The 15,557-nt window shown below is 65.2% G+C and carries 14 protein-coding genes and 2 tRNA genes; 11 read left to right on the forward strand and 5 right to left on the reverse strand.

From position 1 onward, the window contains the following. Positions 1 to 1,479, forward strand: a complete 1,479-nt coding sequence (gatB, locus tag NMP03_RS02930) for an Asp-tRNA(Asn)/Glu-tRNA(Gln) amidotransferase subunit GatB (protein ID WP_256507049.1) — start codon at positions 1 to 3, stop codon at positions 1,477 to 1,479. 49 nt (positions 1,480 to 1,528) lie between these two features. Here the strand turns inward: gatB and NMP03_RS02935 are convergent, their stop codons facing one another. Beyond that, positions 1,529 to 1,744 (reverse strand): hypothetical protein, encoded by a 216-nt coding sequence (locus NMP03_RS02935; RefSeq protein WP_256507050.1) that lies wholly within the window; start codon positions 1,742 to 1,744, stop codon positions 1,529 to 1,531. 19 nt (positions 1,745 to 1,763) lie between these two features. Continuing rightward, positions 1,764 to 1,988, reverse strand: a complete 225-nt coding sequence (locus NMP03_RS02940; protein ID WP_256507051.1) for a hypothetical protein — start codon at positions 1,986 to 1,988, stop codon at positions 1,764 to 1,766. Positions 1,989 to 2,099: 111 nt separating this feature from the next. Between NMP03_RS02940 and NMP03_RS02945 the strand changes: the two genes are divergently transcribed. From NMP03_RS02945 to clpX, 5 genes are all read left to right on the forward strand, one after another. Beyond that, a tRNA-Leu gene (locus NMP03_RS02945) sits at positions 2,100 to 2,184 on the forward strand. 68 nt (positions 2,185 to 2,252) lie between these two features. Beyond that, a complete protein-coding gene (gene tig / locus NMP03_RS02950) occupies positions 2,253 to 3,863 on the forward strand; it encodes a trigger factor (protein WP_256507052.1) in 1,611 nt (536 codons plus the stop codon). A 142-nt stretch (positions 3,864 to 4,005) separates the two neighbouring features. Beyond that, entirely contained in the window at positions 4,006 to 4,944 is a 939-nt protein-coding gene (locus NMP03_RS02955) for a glycosyltransferase family 2 protein (protein WP_256507053.1), read from the forward strand. A gap of 99 nt (positions 4,945 to 5,043) precedes the next feature. Further along, entirely contained in the window at positions 5,044 to 5,685 is a 642-nt protein-coding gene (locus tag NMP03_RS02960) for an ATP-dependent Clp protease proteolytic subunit (RefSeq protein WP_256507054.1), read from the forward strand. A gap of 142 nt (positions 5,686 to 5,827) precedes the next feature. Beyond that, the gene (gene clpX, locus NMP03_RS02965) at positions 5,828 to 7,096 is read left to right on the forward strand and encodes an ATP-dependent Clp protease ATP-binding subunit ClpX (RefSeq protein ID WP_033921312.1); all 1,269 of its coding nucleotides are present in this window, start codon (positions 5,828 to 5,830) and stop codon (positions 7,094 to 7,096) included. A gap of 51 nt (positions 7,097 to 7,147) precedes the next feature. On the opposite strand, the gene NMP03_RS02970 is transcribed toward clpX, so the two are convergent. Both NMP03_RS02970 and NMP03_RS02975 read right to left on the reverse strand, forming a co-directional pair. Further along, positions 7,148 to 7,417, reverse strand: coding sequence for a DUF1294 domain-containing protein (locus NMP03_RS02970; RefSeq protein WP_256507055.1), 270 nt, complete (start codon positions 7,415 to 7,417; stop codon positions 7,148 to 7,150). Between the two features lie 36 nt (positions 7,418 to 7,453). Further along, the gene (locus NMP03_RS02975; RefSeq protein WP_256507989.1) at positions 7,454 to 7,687 is read right to left on the reverse strand and encodes a hypothetical protein; all 234 of its coding nucleotides are present in this window, start codon (positions 7,685 to 7,687) and stop codon (positions 7,454 to 7,456) included. Positions 7,688 to 7,794: 107 nt separating this feature from the next. Between NMP03_RS02975 and NMP03_RS02980 the strand changes: the two genes are divergently transcribed. Next, a complete protein-coding gene (locus NMP03_RS02980; protein ID WP_256507056.1) occupies positions 7,795 to 8,910 on the forward strand; it encodes a calcium:proton antiporter in 1,116 nt (371 codons plus the stop codon). Between the two features lie 21 nt (positions 8,911 to 8,931). Here NMP03_RS02980 and NMP03_RS02985 read toward each other — a convergent pair whose 3' ends face one another. After that, positions 8,932 to 10,611: a M1 family metallopeptidase gene (locus tag NMP03_RS02985; RefSeq protein ID WP_256507057.1), complete on the reverse strand. Its 1,680-nt coding sequence runs from the start codon at positions 10,609 to 10,611 to the stop codon at positions 8,932 to 8,934. A gap of 55 nt (positions 10,612 to 10,666) precedes the next feature. Here NMP03_RS02985 and lon point away from each other — a divergent pair, with 55 nt between their 5' ends. From lon to NMP03_RS03005, 4 genes are all read left to right on the forward strand, one after another. Continuing rightward, positions 10,667 to 13,063: an endopeptidase La gene (gene lon, locus NMP03_RS02990; protein WP_256507058.1), complete on the forward strand. Its 2,397-nt coding sequence runs from the start codon at positions 10,667 to 10,669 to the stop codon at positions 13,061 to 13,063. A 142-nt stretch (positions 13,064 to 13,205) separates the two neighbouring features. Further along, entirely contained in the window at positions 13,206 to 13,478 is a 273-nt protein-coding gene (locus tag NMP03_RS02995; RefSeq protein ID WP_256507059.1) for an HU family DNA-binding protein, read from the forward strand. A 95-nt stretch (positions 13,479 to 13,573) separates the two neighbouring features. Then, positions 13,574 to 13,648, forward strand: a tRNA-Val gene (locus NMP03_RS03000). 283 nt (positions 13,649 to 13,931) lie between these two features. Beyond that, the gene (locus NMP03_RS03005; RefSeq protein WP_256507060.1) at positions 13,932 to 15,536 is read left to right on the forward strand and encodes a hypothetical protein; all 1,605 of its coding nucleotides are present in this window, start codon (positions 13,932 to 13,934) and stop codon (positions 15,534 to 15,536) included. Positions 15,537 to 15,557 lie beyond the last annotated feature (21 nt).

The following is a 15,557-nucleotide window of genomic DNA, read 5'->3' on the forward strand; positions in this document are numbered from 1 at the left end:
ATGAGCAGCTATCGCATCCAGGGCGCCACCGGCGACTGGGAGGTCGTCATCGGCCTCGAAGTCCATGCGCAGGTCACCTCGAACGCCAAGCTCTTCTCGGGCGCGTCGACCGCGTTCGGGTCCGAGCCCAACACCCAGGTCAGCCTGGTCGATGCGGCGATGCCGGGGATGCTGCCGACGCCGAACCGCGAATGCATCCGCCAGGCGGTGCGCACCGGCATGGCGATCGATGCGGCGATCAACAAATGGTCGCGCTTCGATCGCAAGAATTATTTCTACGCCGATCTGCCGCAGGGCTATCAGATCAGCCAGCTCTATCATCCGCTGGTAGGTGAGGGGACGATCACCGTCCAGCTCGACGAGAAGGACCCCGAATCGCCGGTCAAGGCGATCGGCGTCGAGCGGATCCATGTCGAGCAGGACGCTGGCAAGCTGATGCACGATCAGCATCCGACGCGAAGCTATGTCGATCTCAACCGGTCGGGCGTCGCGCTGATGGAGATCGTGTCGAAACCCGACATGCGCTCGCCCGCCGAAGCCGGCGCCTATGTCCGCAAGCTGCGCTCGATCCTGCGCTATGTCGGCTCGTGCGACGGCAATATGGAGGAAGGCTCGATGCGCGCCGACGTCAATGTCAGCGTGCGCAAGCCCGGCGAGGAGTTCGGCACGCGGACCGAGACGAAGAACGTCAATTCGGTGCGTTTCGTGATGGCGGTGATCGAGCATGAGGCGCGGCGCCAGGTCGACGTACTCGAAGCCGGTGGCAAGATCGTTCAGGAAACGCGGCTCTACGATCCCGATCGCGGCGAGACGCGGTCGATGCGGTCGAAGGAAGACGCGCACGACTATCGCTATTTCCCCGATCCCGATCTGCTGCCGCTGGTGCTCGACGATGGCTTCCTCGCCGAATGCCGCGCGAGCCTGCCCGAGCTGCCCGATCCGAAGCGCCGGCGCTACGAAACCGAGCTGGGGCTGTCGGCGTACAACGCCGCGGTGCTCACCGCCGAGGTCGAGACCACGCGCTGGTTCGAGGCGCTGCTGGCCGAATGCGGTTCGCAGGTGACGGCAAAGGCGGCGGCGAACTGGCTGATTTCGGACCTGTTCGGCGCGCTCAACCGGCTGGGCCGCGACATCGCCGACAGCCCGGTCAACCCCGCGCAGGGCGCCGAATTGCTGGCGCTGATCGCCGACGGCACGATCTCGAATACGCTGGGCAAGCAGGTGTTCGAGATCATGCTCGAAACCGGGCAGGGCGCGGGTGTGATCGTCGAGGAACGCGGGCTCAAGCAGACCAGCGATACCGGCGCGATCGAGGCCGAGATCGCCAAGGTCATCGCCGCCAACCCAGACAAGGTCGCCGATTATCGCGGCGGCAAGGACAAGCTGTTCGGCTTCTTCGTCGGCCAGACGATGAAGGCGATGGGCGGCAAGGCCAACCCCGGTGTGGTCAACGAACTGCTGAAGAAGGCGCTCGGCTAAGGCCTTCGAACGGGGCGCCCCGCGCGGTCGGTGCGCCCCGCTTGTGCACTTACTGCGCGTCGGCGTCCTGGTTGCGGACGACGCCGCCCGAACCGCCCGCGCTGTCGGGCGAGACCGTCGGTTCGGTCGGCGACGTGGTGCCGCCGGTGCCGCCCTCGACATTCTCGACATCGTCGTTGCGCCCCGAAACCGCGCGTTCGATATCCGAGCGGCGGTCGGTATTGTCCTGCGGCATGCTGTCTGGATGCGGGTCGCGATCGCTCATCGGGCTTCTCCTTGTTTAATCACATTACCGGCTGGCCGGGGGCAACGCCGGGATCGCCGCCGGGCTGCGGCGAGGGGACGTCGATATCGGGGCCGGGCGGGTTGAATTCGGGTGGCGGGCTGGCGGGGATGCCGGGCTGGCTCGGCTGTTCGCCGGGGTGCGGCGGTGCCTCGGGCGGCGGTGCGGTGGGCTGGCCGGGTTCGCCGGGCATCGGTTGTTCGGGCATCGGGGGTTCTACGGGCATCGACACTCTCCTTCAGGGGCACAACGAACCGCATCGATAGCGGTTGCCTTGTGTCTTGCCCTGTCTCGCACGGCTGCTATAGACGCCGGCTGATCGGCGGTGTCCTCTCAGGCGGGCGTGGCGGAACTGGTAGACGCGCTTGGTTTAGGTCCAAGTATCGCAAGATGTGGGGGTTCGAGTCCCTTCGCCCGCACCAGTCTCGCCCCATGCAGGGGCGATGCAGCCACATATGGATTCACGAGAAACGAAAGCGCGACCCCGCACATGCAGACTGTCGAGACGTTGAACGAGGGCCTCAAGCGCGCCTACACGCTCACCATCACCGCCAAGGATATCGATTCCAAGGTCGATGCCGAGGTGAAGCGTGTCGCGCCGCAGGTCCGCATGCCCGGCTTCCGCCCCGGCAAGGTGCCCGCCAATCTGGTGCGCAAGATGCACGGCGAGTCGATCGCGCAGGACGCGCTGAACAACTCGATCCAGGAAGGCATCCAGCAGCTGATCGCCGAGCAGAAGCTGCGCCCGGCAATGGCGCCTGCAGTGTCGCTCGACGATTATGCGCCAGGCAAGGACGCAGCGGTCAAGGTCGAGCTCGAAGTGCTCCCTGACGTGCCTGCGCCGTCGATCGAGGGGCTCAAGCTCGAGCGGCTGATCGTGCCGGTGCCCGAGGAGCGGGTTGCCGAGCAGATCAACCAGCTGGCATCGCAGCAGAAGAAGTTCGACGACGCGCCCGAGGGGCATGCAGCCGCCACCGGCGACTTGGTCGTGATGGATTTCCTGGGCAAGGTCGACGGCGTCGCCTTTGACGGCGGCACCGGCGAGGACATGTCGGTCGAGATCGGCACCGGCCGCTTGATCCCTGGGTTCGAGGATCAACTCGTCGGCGTGAAGGTCGGCGACGAAAAGCAGATCGAGGTGACCTTCCCCGAGGATTACGGCGTCGACACGCTGGCGGGCAAGCCCGCGACCTTCGACCTGACGGTCAAGAAGGTTCAGGTTTCGGGTGAAATGGCGATCGACGACGATTTCGCCAAGTCGCTCGGGCTCGAGAGCCTCGAGCAGCTGCAGGGGCTGATGAAGGGCCAGCTCGAGAACGAGACCGGCCAGCTCACCCGCACCCATATGAAGCGCAAGCTGCTCGACCAGCTCGCCGAGGGCCATGATTTCCCCGTGCCGCCGTCGATGGTCGAGGCTGAGTTCAACCAGATCTGGCAGCAGCTCGAGCATGAAGCCGGCCATGAGGAAGATCCCGCGGCGGCGATGGCCGAGCTCGAGAGCGAGCGCGACGATTACCGCAAGATCGCCGAGCGCCGGGTACGCCTGGGGCTGCTCCTGTCGGAGATCGGCCAGGCCAATGGCATCGAAGTGACGCAGGCCGAGATGAACCGGCTGGTCGCACAGGCCGCGCAGCAATATCGCCAGGAAGACCGCGAGCGCTTCATGCAATATATCCAGCAGGAGCCGATGGCGGCTGCCCAGCTGCGCGCGCCGCTGTACGAGGACAAGGTCGTCGACTTCCTGTTCGACAAGGCCGAAGTGACCGAGCGCGAAGTATCGCGCGAGGAACTCGAAGCCGCGATCGAGAGCGAGGACGGCGTGGTGCCGCATGTCCATGGCCCCGATTGCGACCACGACCATGACGAGGCGCCGGCCAAGCCAAAGGCGAAGACCAAGAAGGCCGCTGCCAAGCCGGCGGCCGACAAGGACGTAGCGCCCGCCGAACCCGACGCGCCTGCCGAAGCCGCTGCTCCTAAGAAGAAGGCAGCGACCAAGAAGGCTGCAGAGCCGGTCGAAGCCGCCGCCGAAGCGTCGGACGAGGCTGCCGAGGCGCCCAAGAAGAAGGCACCGGCGCGCAAGAAGAAGACCGACGCCGAGTAATTTTGGGTGAGGGCGGAGCGCTTGCACCAGCGAGCGCACGAGCTAATCAGCTCGCACCGCCCTCATCCAACCTGTGCTAGGCCGCTTCGTGTCCGAGCTACGGTATCCTTCTCCCGCCGGCGGGAGAAGCTTTGGGGGCAATGTGACCGAACCACGCATCGCGGTGATCCTGCCTTGCTATAACGAGGAAGCCGCGATCGCGCAGACGGTGGTGGCGTTCCGCGCCGCGCTGCCCGGCGCGCGCGTCTATGTGTACGACAACAACAGTCGCGACCGCACCGCCGAGGTCGCCGCCTTTGCCGGCGCTATCGTCCGCACCGAACGGGTACAGGGCAAGGGCGCGGTGGTGCGGCGGATGTTCGCCGATGTCGACGCCGATATCTATGTGATGGCCGATGGCGATGCGACCTACGACGCCGCCTCGGCGCCGGCGATGGTCGCACGTCTGCTCGACGAACAGCTCGACATGGTCGTCGGCAGCCGGGTGCACGAGGCGACCGAAGCGTATCGCCGCGGCCACCAGTTCGGGAACAAGGCGCTGACCGGCATGCTCGCGCGGCTGTTCGGCCGCAGCTTCAGCGACATCTTGTCGGGTTATCGCGTGTTTTCGCGCCGCTTTGTCAAAAGCTTCCCCGCGCTGTCGGCGGGGTTCGAGATCGAGACCGAGATCAGCGTCCACGCGCTCGAACTCAAAATGCCCGTCGCCGAGGTCGAAACCCCCTATTTCGCGCGGCCCGAAGGCTCCGAATCGAAACTCAACACCTATGGCGACGGCTTTCGAATCGCGACGACGATCGCGACCTTGTACCGGATCGAACGGCCGATGCTGTTCTTCGGGCTGATCGCCGCTGCCATCTCGCTGCTGGCGCTGGTCCTGTCGATCCCGCTGGTCGCGACCTATATCGACACCGGGCTGGTGCCGCGCTTTCCCACCGCGATTCTCGCGACCGGGCTGATGATCCTCGCCTTCCTCAACCTTTTCGCAGGATTGATCCTCGATACCGTGGTGCGCGGGCGGCGCGAGGTGCGGCGGCTGGCCTATCTGGCGCATCCGGCGCCATCGCGCGGCGGCGACCGCTAGCCCCGCCGCTGAGGCTACGTTCGCCCAACCCGCCGCGCCCCCTTGCGCGGCACTTCACTAGCGCCGATGTTGGCGTTTCAACTTCTGAGCGGGATTTCCATGCACGACCCTATGAGCGCACTCGTTCCTATCGTCATCGAACAGTCGAGCCGTGGCGAGCGCAGCTTCGACATTTTCTCGCGGCTTCTGCGCGAGCGCATCGTTTTCGTCACTGGTGGGGTCGAGGACGGCATGGCCTCGCTCATCACCGCACAGCTGCTCTTCCTCGAGTCCGAGAACCCGAAGAAGGACATCTGGATGTACATCAACTCGCCCGGCGGCGTCGTGACCGCCGGCATGGCGATCCACGACACGATGCAGTATATCCGCCCGCGCGTCGGCACGGTCTGCATGGGGCAGGCAGCGTCGATGGGCAGCTTCCTGCTGGCATCGGGCGAGCCGGGGATGCGCGTCGCGCTCACCAACGCGCGGATCATGGTGCACCAGCCTTCGGGCGGCGCGCAGGGCATGGCGAGCGACATCGAGATCCAGGCGCGCGAGATCCTTCGCATCCGCCGTCGGATGAACGAGCTCTACGCCAAATACACCGGCAAGCCGATCGAGGAGATCGAAAAGGCGATGGACCGCGATACCTTCCTCGAAGCCGACGAAGCCAAGGCTTTCGGCCTGGTCGATGAAGTGTACGACAAGCGCCCGGGCGTGCCCGAGGATCCATCGACGGGCACCACGCCGACGATGTAAGGCCTAGGATGCAGGTCCGTTTCGGCGGGCCTGCATTGCGGGGGGCGGGGGCAGCCCCCAATTTGTGCGTTGCCCCTGATACCCTGCCGTGTAGGATGGCGGGTGGATTAAAGCGCCCGAGCGGCGCCAAGGATGAAATCGAATGACGAAGCTGAGCGGTGGCGACTCGAAGAGCACCCTCTATTGCTCCTTCTGCGGCAAGTCGCAGCACGAGGTGCGCAAGCTCATCGCCGGGCCGACGGTGTTCATCTGCGATGAATGCGTCGAACTGTGCAACGACATCATCCGCGAGGAAACCAAGTCCGCGCTGGTGAGCAAGAAAGACGGCGGCGTGCCTGCGCCGCAGGAAATCTGCGACGTGCTCGACGATTATGTCATCGGCCAGAAGCGCGCCAAGCGCGTGCTGTCGGTGGCGGTGCACAACCATTACAAGCGGCTCAACCATGGCGCCAAGGGTGCCGATGTCGAGCTCTCGAAGTCGAACATCCTGCTGGTGGGCCCGACCGGCTGCGGCAAGACGCTGCTGGCGCAGACGCTGGCGCGAATCCTCGACGTGCCCTTCACGATGGCCGATGCGACGACGCTGACCGAGGCGGGCTATGTCGGCGAGGATGTCGAGAACATCATCCTCAAGCTGCTCCAGGCTTCGGACTATAACGTCGAGCGCGCGCAGCGCGGGATCGTCTATATCGACGAGATCGACAAGATCAGCCGCAAGGCCGAGAACCCCTCGATCACGCGCGACGTGTCGGGCGAGGGCGTTCAGCAGGCGCTGCTCAAGCTGATGGAGGGCACCACAGCGTCGGTGCCGCCACAGGGCGGGCGCAAGCATCCGCAGCAGGAATTCCTGCAGGTCGACACCACGAACATCCTGTTCATCTGCGGTGGCGCGTTCTCGGGCCTCGAGAAGATCATCGGCGATCGCCTGCAGGGCAAGTCGATCGGCTTCGGCGCCTATGTCGCCGCGCCCGAGGAACGCCGCACCGGCGAGACGCTCAAGCAAGTCGAACCCGAGGATCTGCTGAAGTTCGGCCTGATCCCCGAATTCGTCGGCCGTCTGCCGGTGATCGCGACGCTCGAGGATCTCGACGTGTCGGCACTGATGAAGATCCTCACCGAGCCCAAGAACGCGTTGGTGAAGCAGTATCAGAAGCTGTTCGACATGGAGGGCGTCAAGCTCGGCTTCAACGACGAGGCCTTGGTCTCGATCTCGAAGAAGGCGATCGAACGCAAGACCGGCGCGCGCGGGCTCCGCTCGATCCTCGAGGGCATTCTGCTCGACACGATGTTCGACCTGCCGAGCATGGACGGCGTCGACGAGGTCGTGGTCGACAAGGACGTGATCGAGGGCCGCAAGGAACCGGTGCGCGTGTACGCCAAGAAGGAAAAAGCGGGCAGCGGCGCCGCCTGATCGATTGGCGATGCTGCTAGCGAAGGGGCCTCGGGAAACCGGGGCCCCTTTTTATCGCGGTAGCCATAGGCCGATCCCGACCCCGACCTGGATCATCACGATCAGCAGCAAATAGGTCGAGAAAGGCTGTTTGCGCGTCTTGTGCCGGAACAGATGCCGCGCAAGCAGCGCGCCCGGTGACCCGCCAATCAGCGCTAGGCCGAGCAGGTCGCTTTCGGGGATGCGCCGGAGGCCCTCGATCGCGCGCTGCTTGTCCTGCCAGAAGCGGAGCATCGTCCAGCCGTTCAGCACGATGGCGGCGGTAATCAGCCAATATATCATGGGGATAGATGATAAGCGGGGCAAGTTTCGCTAATCTTAACCCCGTCCGCGCTGGCGGCTTGCCAGGACCAGCCCGGCGGCGATCTGTACCACCGCATAGGCCTGCCGTCGGCCCGGGCGACCGCGGAAGGGGGCGACCAGCTTCTCGGCACCCAGCGCGTCACGCTCCCACAGACCGACGTGCCGTTTGGGCTGCACGAGCCCCAACAGCCCGTCGCCGATCATGAAGGTGGCCGCCATTTCGGCGGCACGGTTGGTCCAGATCGTCATCTGCAATATCTCCTATCGGCGCGTAACGCACCGGTGCCTGGCTATGATACTCGGAACCCCGGCTGCGCCCGCTCATTCGTCGAGCGACCGAATTGACAGGAGACCGCATGCCCGCTGCCCCGATTGCTGCCCCAGACCTGCCCGATCATCCTATGCTGCCCTTATGGTCGCTGGCGCTGCCGGCGTTAGGGCTGATCGCGATTGGCCTGTCGCTTGCCAAGATCGGAGGTGCGGGAATCGCGGTGGCGGTGGCGATCCTGATCGGATGCGTGCTCGCGGCGGTGCATCAGGCTGAAGTGGTTGCGCACAAGGTCGGCGAACCGTTCGGGACCTTGGTGCTGGCGGTATCGGTGACGGTGATCGAGGTGTCACTGATCGTCTCGCTAATGCTCACCGGCGGCGACGATGCCCCGACCTTGGCGCGCGACACGGTGTTCGCGGCGATCATGATCATCCTCAACGGAATCGTCGGCATCTGCCTGCTGGTGGGCGCGGTGCGGCATCATGAACAGGTCTTCGTGCTGAAGGGCGTCAGTGCGTCGCTTTGCGTGCTGGCGGCGATGGCGGTGCTCAGCCTGGTGTTGCCCAACTACACGCTCGCGCGCGCCGGGCCCTATTTCAGCCCCGCGCAATTGATGTTCACCGCGACGATCTCGCTGATCCTCTACGCAACGTTTGTGCTGGTGCAGACCGTTCGCCACCGCGATTATTTTCTGCCCGCGGCCGACGGCGATCTGGGCGACGAGGCGCATGCAGCGCCGCCCACCACTCGACAGGCCTGGACCGCGTTCGGGGTCCTGCTGGTGGCATTGGTATCGGTGGTGCTGCTGGCGAAAGATCTGGCGCCGACGCTCGAGCGCGGCGTGCTCGGCGCAGGACTGCCGCTGGCAACGGTCGGCGTGGCGATCGCCGCGCTGGTGCTTGCGCCCGAGAGCCTCGCCGCGGTGAAGGCGGCGCGGCGTAACCGGCTGCAGACCAGCCTCAACCTCGCGCTCGGCTCGGCGCTGGCGACGATTGGGCTGACGATCCCGACCGTGGCGATCGTGTCGCTGGTGCTCGGGCTCGACATCGCGCTCGGCATTGATTCGAAGGCGATCGTGCTGCTCGGGCTGTCGCTGCTGGTCGCGGTGCTGTCGCTCGGCAACGGGCGGACGACCGTGTTGCAGGGGGTGGTCCATCTGCTGATCTTCGCGACCTATTTGTTCACGACGGTGGTGCCGTAATCCGAGCCGGGCGGTGGCGCGTCAGCTGCCGCCGTCGCCCGGTAGCTTGCGCAGCACGCGCGACTGCGGATCGACGATAACCTGCGCCCCCGCCGGTACGGCAATCGAACCGTGCCCTTCCGCCATCGCCAGCGTCTTCATCCGTCCTGCGACCGACACCTCGACCGGCAGGGGAAAGTCGCCACCCCCCGGCACTTTCCACGCCAGCGCCAACCGCCCCGGCGTGCGCGTCTCGACGAGTTCGGGCAACGCTGCCTGCCCCAGATATACGTCGAAGAACCAGCCTAGGTCGTGCCCGGCCACATCGTTCACGATTGCGCGATATTCGGCGGTCGTCGCGAAGCGCGAGGTGAAGTTGCCCGGCGCGGGATCGGGCCGGCCATAGACGACGCGGCGCATGATTTCGCCGAACTTCGCATCGCCGATCAGCCCGCGCAGCGTGTGGAGCATCCACGCGCCCTTGAAATAAATGTCGCTGCCCGGCCCGGTCGCTTCGTCGCTCACCAGGTTCGCGGCGCGCGCGCTCCCTGAGACGATCGGATGGAGATTTTCGAACCGCGCCCGCCCGGCTCGCATCATGGCCAGATAGCGTCCTTCGCCCTCGCGGGCACGGCCGTAGAGCGGCTGCATATATTGGGTATAGGCCTCGTGCAGCCAGAAATCGTCCCAGTTCGCCACCGTCATCTGGTTGGCGAACCATTCATGGCCGAATTCGTGGTGCAGCAGCCAGTCGAAGCCCTCGGGCGCCTGCTTGTAGCCATTGCCATAGGCGTTGATCGTCTGGTGCTCCATGCCGAGGTGCGGGGTCTCGACCACGCCCATCTTCTCGGCGGCGAAGGGGTAGGGGCCGACCATCGCTTCGTAGAAATCGAGCGTCGGCGCGAATTCGGCGAATAGCCCGCGCGCCTTGGCCTCATTGCCTTCGAGATACCAGAAATGCATCGGGATCTGGTTGCCGAAGCGGCTGGTATGGACCGCCTTGAGTTCGCGATACGGCCCGACATTGAGCGCGACCGAATGGATCGTCGGATTGGCGACGCTCCAGTTCCACCGGCTCCGCCCGTCGGGCAGTGTGTCGATGCCGGTCAGCACGCCGTTCGAGGGCGCGCCGAGCCCGGGGGGAACGGTGATATGCAGGTCGATGCGCTTGGGCTCGTAGGTCGGATAATCGATGCATGGCCAGAACAGGTCGCAGCCCTCGCCCTGGATCGCGGTCGCAACCCAGGGCTTGCCTGACGGGGTCTTCGCCCAGACGAAGCCGCCGTCCCACGGCGCGCGCACCGCGACATGCGGGGTACCGGCATAGCTGATCCGCGCGCTGACCTTGCCGCCCGCGGCAACCTGCCGCGGCAGGTCGATCGTCATGCGGCCTTGCGGGTTGCGCCAGGCGCTGCGCGGCAGCGCGACCTCGTCGATCGCCACCGCACTCACCGGCAAATTACGGTCGAGATCGATCACCAACCGGCGGACCGGCGCCTTGGCGGTGAAGCCGAGCGTCGCCACGCCAGCGATCGCTTCACGCTCGGGAAAGATTTCGAACGCTAGGTCGGCGGTGTCGAAGATCAGCTTTTGTTGATCGGGGTCGAGCGGCCCGCCCGTCGTGGCGGTTTGCGCGCTGAGCGGCGGCTTACCCGGATCGGCGGCGGCGGGGGTGAGCAGCGCGACGGCGCCAAGCAGCGCCGCACGATTGATGCCTTGCATCGCGCCCCCATATAGGTTGCAAAGGCGTCGTTTGTCGGACGCCATCGGAGTGTTCATGAAATCCAGCTATCCCGTATTGCCGCTACGCGACATCGTCGTGTTTCCGCACATGATCGTGCCCCTGTTCGTTGGTCGCGACAAGTCGGTCGCGGCGCTCGAAGCCGCGATGGCCGACGACAAGGAGATTTTCTTGGTCGCCCAGCTCGATCCCGCGCAGGACGATCCTGGCCGCGACGATCTGTACGACACCGGCGTCTCGGCCGAAGTGCTGCAATTGCTCAAGCTGCCCGACGGCACCGTCCGCGTGCTGGTGTCGGGCAAGGCGCGCGCCAATCTCGACCAGCTCGAGGCCAAGGACGGCTATCTCACCGCGACAGTCTCGCCGGTCGAGGAAGCGGCCGTCGAGGGCACCGAGGTGCAGGCGCTGATGCGATCGGTGGTCGACCAGTTCGAGAATTACGCCAAGCTCAACCGCAAGCTGCCCGCCGAAACCGCGGTGCAGCTGGGCGAGCTCGACGATGCCTCGCGCCTAGCCGATGCGATCGCGGGCAACATCGCGGTCAAGGTCGCCGACAAGCAGTCGCTGCTGGTCGAGATCGACCCGCGCAAGCGGCTCGAAATGGTGTTCGCCTTCATGGAGGGCGAGCTCGGCGTGCTGCAGGTCGAAAAGAAGATCCGCAGCCGCGTGAAGCGCCAGATGGAGAAGACCCAGCGCGAATATTACCTCAACGAACAGCTCAAGGCGATCCAGCGCGAGCTGGGCAACGAGGGCGAGGAGGGCGATGGCGACGAGATCGCGGAGCTGACGCAGAAGATCGCGACGCTCAAGCTGAGCAAGGAAGCGCGGACCAAGGCCACCGCCGAGCTCAAGAAGCTCAAGACGATGGCACCGATGTCGGCCGAATCGACGGTGGTGCGCAACTATCTCGACGTCCTGCTCGGGCTGCCCTGGGGCAAGAAATCGAAGATCAAGAAGGATCTGGTCGAGGCCGAAGCGGTGCTCGATGCCGATCATTATGGCCTCGAGAAGGTCAAGGACCGGATCATCGAATATCTCGCGGTCCAAGCGCGTACCAACAAGCTGAAGGGGCCGATCCTGTGCCTCGTCGGCCCTCCCGGCGTCGGCAAGACCTCGCTCGGCAAGAGCATCGCCAAGGCGACGGGGCGCGAGTTCATCCGCCAGTCGCTGGGCGGCGTGCGCGACGAAGCCGAGATTCGCGGGCATCGCCGCACCTATATCGGTTCGCTTCCGGGCAAGATCGTGACCAACCTGCGCAAGGCCGGCACGTCGAACCCGCTGTTCCTGCTCGACGAGATCGACAAGTTGGGCCAGGATTTCCGCGGCGATCCGGCATCGGCGTTGCTCGAGGTGCTCGACCCCGAACAGAACGGCAAGTTCCAGGACCATTATCTCGAGATCGACGTCGACCTGTCGGACATCATGTTCGTCACGACCGCGAACACGCTGAATCTGCCGCAGCCTCTGCTCGACCGGATGGAGATCATCCGGCTGGAGGGCTATACCGAGGATGAAAAGGTCGAGATCGCCGAGGGGCATCTGATCGCCAAGCAGATCGACGCGCATGGCCTGAAGGAAGGCGAGTTCACGCTCGAACAGGCGGCGCTGCGCGACCTGATCCGCCATTATACCCGCGAGGCAGGCGTCCGCACGCTCGAGCGCGAGATCGCGCGGCTGGCGCGCAAGGCGCTGCGCAAGATCCTCGAGGGCCAGGCGACCAGCATCACGATCACGCCCGAAAATCTCGGCGAATATGCCGGGGTCCGCAAGCATCGCTTCGGCATCGGCGAGGAAGAGCATCAGATCGGCGCGGTCACCGGGCTTGCCTGGACCGAAGTCGGCGGCGAATTGCTGACGATCGAAAGCGTCACCGTGCCCGGCAAGGGCGCGGCCAAGATCACCGGCAAGCTCGGCGATGTTATGAAGGAATCGATCGAAACGGCGTTCAGCTTCGTCAAGGCACGCGCGCCGTCCTATGGGATCAAGCCCAGCCTGTTCGCGCGCAAGGACATCCATATCCATCTGCCCGAGGGCGCGGTGCCCAAGGACGGTCCTTCGGCGGGTATCGGCATCGTCACCGCGATCGTCTCGACGCTCACCGGCGTTGCGGTTCGCCGCGAGATCGCGATGACCGGCGAGGTGACGCTGCGCGGCCGCGTGCTGCCGATTGGCGGCTTGAAGGAAAAGCTGCTCGCGGCGATGCGCGGCGGGATCACGACGGTGCTGATCCCGGCGGAAAACGAGAAGGACCTGGTCGAGATCCCCGCGGTGATCCGCGACGGGCTCAAGATCATCCCGGTCAGCCATGTCGACGAGGTGCTTCGCCTGGCGCTGGTCGAACCGCTGACGGCGATCGACTGGACCGAGGCCGACGAGCTGGCCGCCTTGCCCCCGCCCGGGGTGCCGCCGGTGGCGGGGTCTGTGCACCACTAACCCGCCGTTTTTCGGACGTTTGGCCGCAAAAACGCCCAAATCCCTTTGACACAGGGCGTTGGAGCGGCCTTACTGCCGCACCGATTGCGGACGTTCGATCCGCGAGCGAGCAGGTTTCGGTTTTTAGAGCAGGGGTTTTGGGATGAACAAACAGGAACTGATCGGCCAGGTTGCCGACCATTCGGGGCTTACCAAGGGCGACGCGATCAAGGCGGTCGAAGCAGTGTTTGATTCGATCTCGGGCGCGCTCAAGAAGGGCGACGAAGTTCGCCTGGTCGGCTTCGGCACCTTTTCGGTCAGCAAGCGCAAGGCATCGACCGGTCGCAACCCGCGCACCGGCGAGCCGATGACGATCAAGGCCTCGACCCAGCCCAAGTTCAAGGCCGGCAAGGGCCTGAAGGATTCGGTCAACTGATCGACTGACATACGCCGTCGATCGACGGGCTGGACAAAGGGCGCGCGCCTCGCTTAAGAGCGCGCTCCCGCCGTTCGGTTCGCCGCTTCGGCAGCGGGCGCGTAGCTCAGTGGTAGAGCACACCCTTCACACGGGTGGGGTCGCAAGTTCAATCCTTGCCGCGCCCACCAGATTTTCGAAACCCCGTCGGTCGAGAGCCGGCGGGGTTTTTCGTGTCCGCGTCGGGGGTTAGGCGCAGGGGCCGGGCCGCAGATCGGCGGCGCGCTGTAACCGCGGCGTAACAACCGTCACGGTTCAGCAATAAAACTGCCACCGAACTTTCTTCAAAATCCCATCCCGTAGTCATGCTTGGGCCCTAGCGAGGGCGCGAGGTCGACAGGGGGATTTCCGAGTCGATCGTGGGCGCCCATGCCCAGCCCTCGCAAACCGGAAGCACCGGAACGGAGATTCTTCATGGCCGATTTCAAACGCCTCAGCCTCGTATTGCTCACCAGCTGCGCCGCAGCCTCGCTCGCCGCCTGCGACGGCGCGTCGAGCGTCGCATCGCCAGGCGAAGGCGTGATCGTCGTGCCTGCCCCGACGCCTGCCCCCGCGCCGGCGCCAACCCCAACGCCCACCCCAACCTCGACCGCCGGAACACCTGCCGCTAGCTGCCCGACGGGTACGACCGATGTCGGCATCATCGGCAATCTGCGCTCGTGCCGTATCCCGTCGCTGGTCACCAATCTGACGCTGCCGCGTCGCGCGGGCACCGCGTATGAGATCAATGGCCGCGTCGATGTCGGCGTCGATCGCGGTGGCGCGGGTACCGCCGGTACCGCGGGCAATCTGACGATCGAACCTGGCGTGCTGATCTACGCAAACACCACCAACGCCGAGAACGACTTCCTGTCGATCAACCGCGGATCGACGATCATCGCCGAGGGCCTGGCCAACGCGCCGATCATCTTCACCGCCGAGCAGAACCTGCGCGGCACCGCGACCGACGAATCGCAGGGCCTGTGGGGCGGCATCATCATCGCCGGCCGCGCGCCGATCTCGAACTGCAACCTCAGCGGCGTTGGCGGCGGTGCGGTGAATTGCGAAAACACCGTCGAAGGCACCGGCAACGTGATCTATGGCGGTGCCACCTCGGGCGACAGCTCGGGCGTCATGCGCTACGTTCAGGTCCGCTATTCGGGCACCGTCATCAGCCCCAACAACGAACTGCAGGGCATCACCACCGGCGGCGTCGGTTCGGGCACGCGCTTCGAATATCTGCAGATCCACAACAGCTCGGATGACGGCATCGAGATTTTCGGTGGCACGCACAACCTGCGCTACTTCGTCGGCACCGGCATCGACGATGATACGCTGGATACCGATGTTGGTTGGAAGGGCTTCATCCAGTTCGCGATCGGCATCCAGAAGCCGGTCAACAACCAGAGCGACAACTTCATGATGGAGATCGACTCGAACAACAACGAAGACGCGGTTCCGCGCCAGAACGGCCGGATCGCTAACTTCACCTTCATCCACACGTCGACCAACTCGGGCACCCCCGCAGCGCTTCGCCCGCGCGGTGGCGCCGACTTCACCTTCGTGAACGGCATCGTGGTAACCCAGCAGGCGTGCCTCAACGTGATCGCTGGCACCACCGACAACGGTGGCAAGTCGACCATCCGTCCGGCGAACCCCGCCATCGACGAAGCCGGACCGCTTCGCTTCAACTCGGTTTACTTCGCCTGCAGCGCGCTTAGCGCCGAAACCGCGCAGGGCGGCGTGACCGTCACCAACGCCGAGCAGGCTGAGCTGGTCGCGGGCAACAACAACGTCACCAACGGTACGGCTGCGGGCGCCGTTACCGGTGGGTATCTCCCGGCTGCTGCGGCCCTCGCCGTCCCGGCGTTCAACGCAGCAACGCTGAACCCGGCGGGGTCGGCCTTCCTGGTGCAGACCAGCTATATCGGTGCCGTCAGCGGCCCGAACGACACCTGGTATCAGGGTTGGACCTGCAACTCGAACCGCGCGAACTTCGGTTCGACCAGCGGGGCGTGCACCGGTTTTCCGACCACGTAACGCGCCGAGCGGCCAAGATGC

The sequence above is a fragment of the Sphingomonas qomolangmaensis genome (assembly GCF_024496245.1).
GTDB lineage: Bacteria > Pseudomonadota > Alphaproteobacteria > Sphingomonadales > Sphingomonadaceae > Sphingomonas > Sphingomonas qomolangmaensis.

Bases quoted from the DNA above. Each gene is read 5' to 3' on its own strand.
- NMP03_RS02935 (WP_256507050.1), bottom strand. From the start codon at position 1,744: ATGAGCGATCGCGACCCGCATCCAGACAGCATGCCGCAGGACAATACC.
- NMP03_RS02970 (WP_256507055.1), bottom strand. From the start codon at position 7,417: ATGATATATTGGCTGATTACCGCCGCCATCGTGCTGAACGGCTGGACG.
- NMP03_RS02940 (WP_256507051.1), bottom strand. From the start codon at position 1,988: ATGCCCGTAGAACCCCCGATGCCCGAACAACCGATGCCCGGCGAACCC.
- NMP03_RS02980 (WP_256507056.1), top strand. From the start codon at position 7,795: ATGCCCGCTGCCCCGATTGCTGCCCCAGACCTGCCCGATCATCCTATG.
- NMP03_RS02995 (WP_256507059.1), top strand. From the start codon at position 13,206: ATGAACAAACAGGAACTGATCGGCCAGGTTGCCGACCATTCGGGGCTT.
- NMP03_RS02975 (WP_256507989.1), bottom strand. From the start codon at position 7,687: ATGACGATCTGGACCAACCGTGCCGCCGAAATGGCGGCCACCTTCATG.
- lon (WP_256507058.1), top strand. From the start codon at position 10,667: ATGAAATCCAGCTATCCCGTATTGCCGCTACGCGACATCGTCGTGTTT.
- NMP03_RS03005 (WP_256507060.1), top strand. From the start codon at position 13,932: ATGGCCGATTTCAAACGCCTCAGCCTCGTATTGCTCACCAGCTGCGCC.
- NMP03_RS02985 (WP_256507057.1), bottom strand. From the start codon at position 10,611: ATGCAAGGCATCAATCGTGCGGCGCTGCTTGGCGCCGTCGCGCTGCTC.
- gatB (WP_256507049.1), top strand. From the start codon at position 1: ATGAGCAGCTATCGCATCCAGGGCGCCACCGGCGACTGGGAGGTCGTC.
- NMP03_RS02960 (WP_256507054.1), top strand. From the start codon at position 5,044: ATGCACGACCCTATGAGCGCACTCGTTCCTATCGTCATCGAACAGTCG.
- tig (WP_256507052.1), top strand. From the start codon at position 2,253: ATGCAGACTGTCGAGACGTTGAACGAGGGCCTCAAGCGCGCCTACACG.
- clpX (WP_033921312.1), top strand. From the start codon at position 5,828: ATGACGAAGCTGAGCGGTGGCGACTCGAAGAGCACCCTCTATTGCTCC.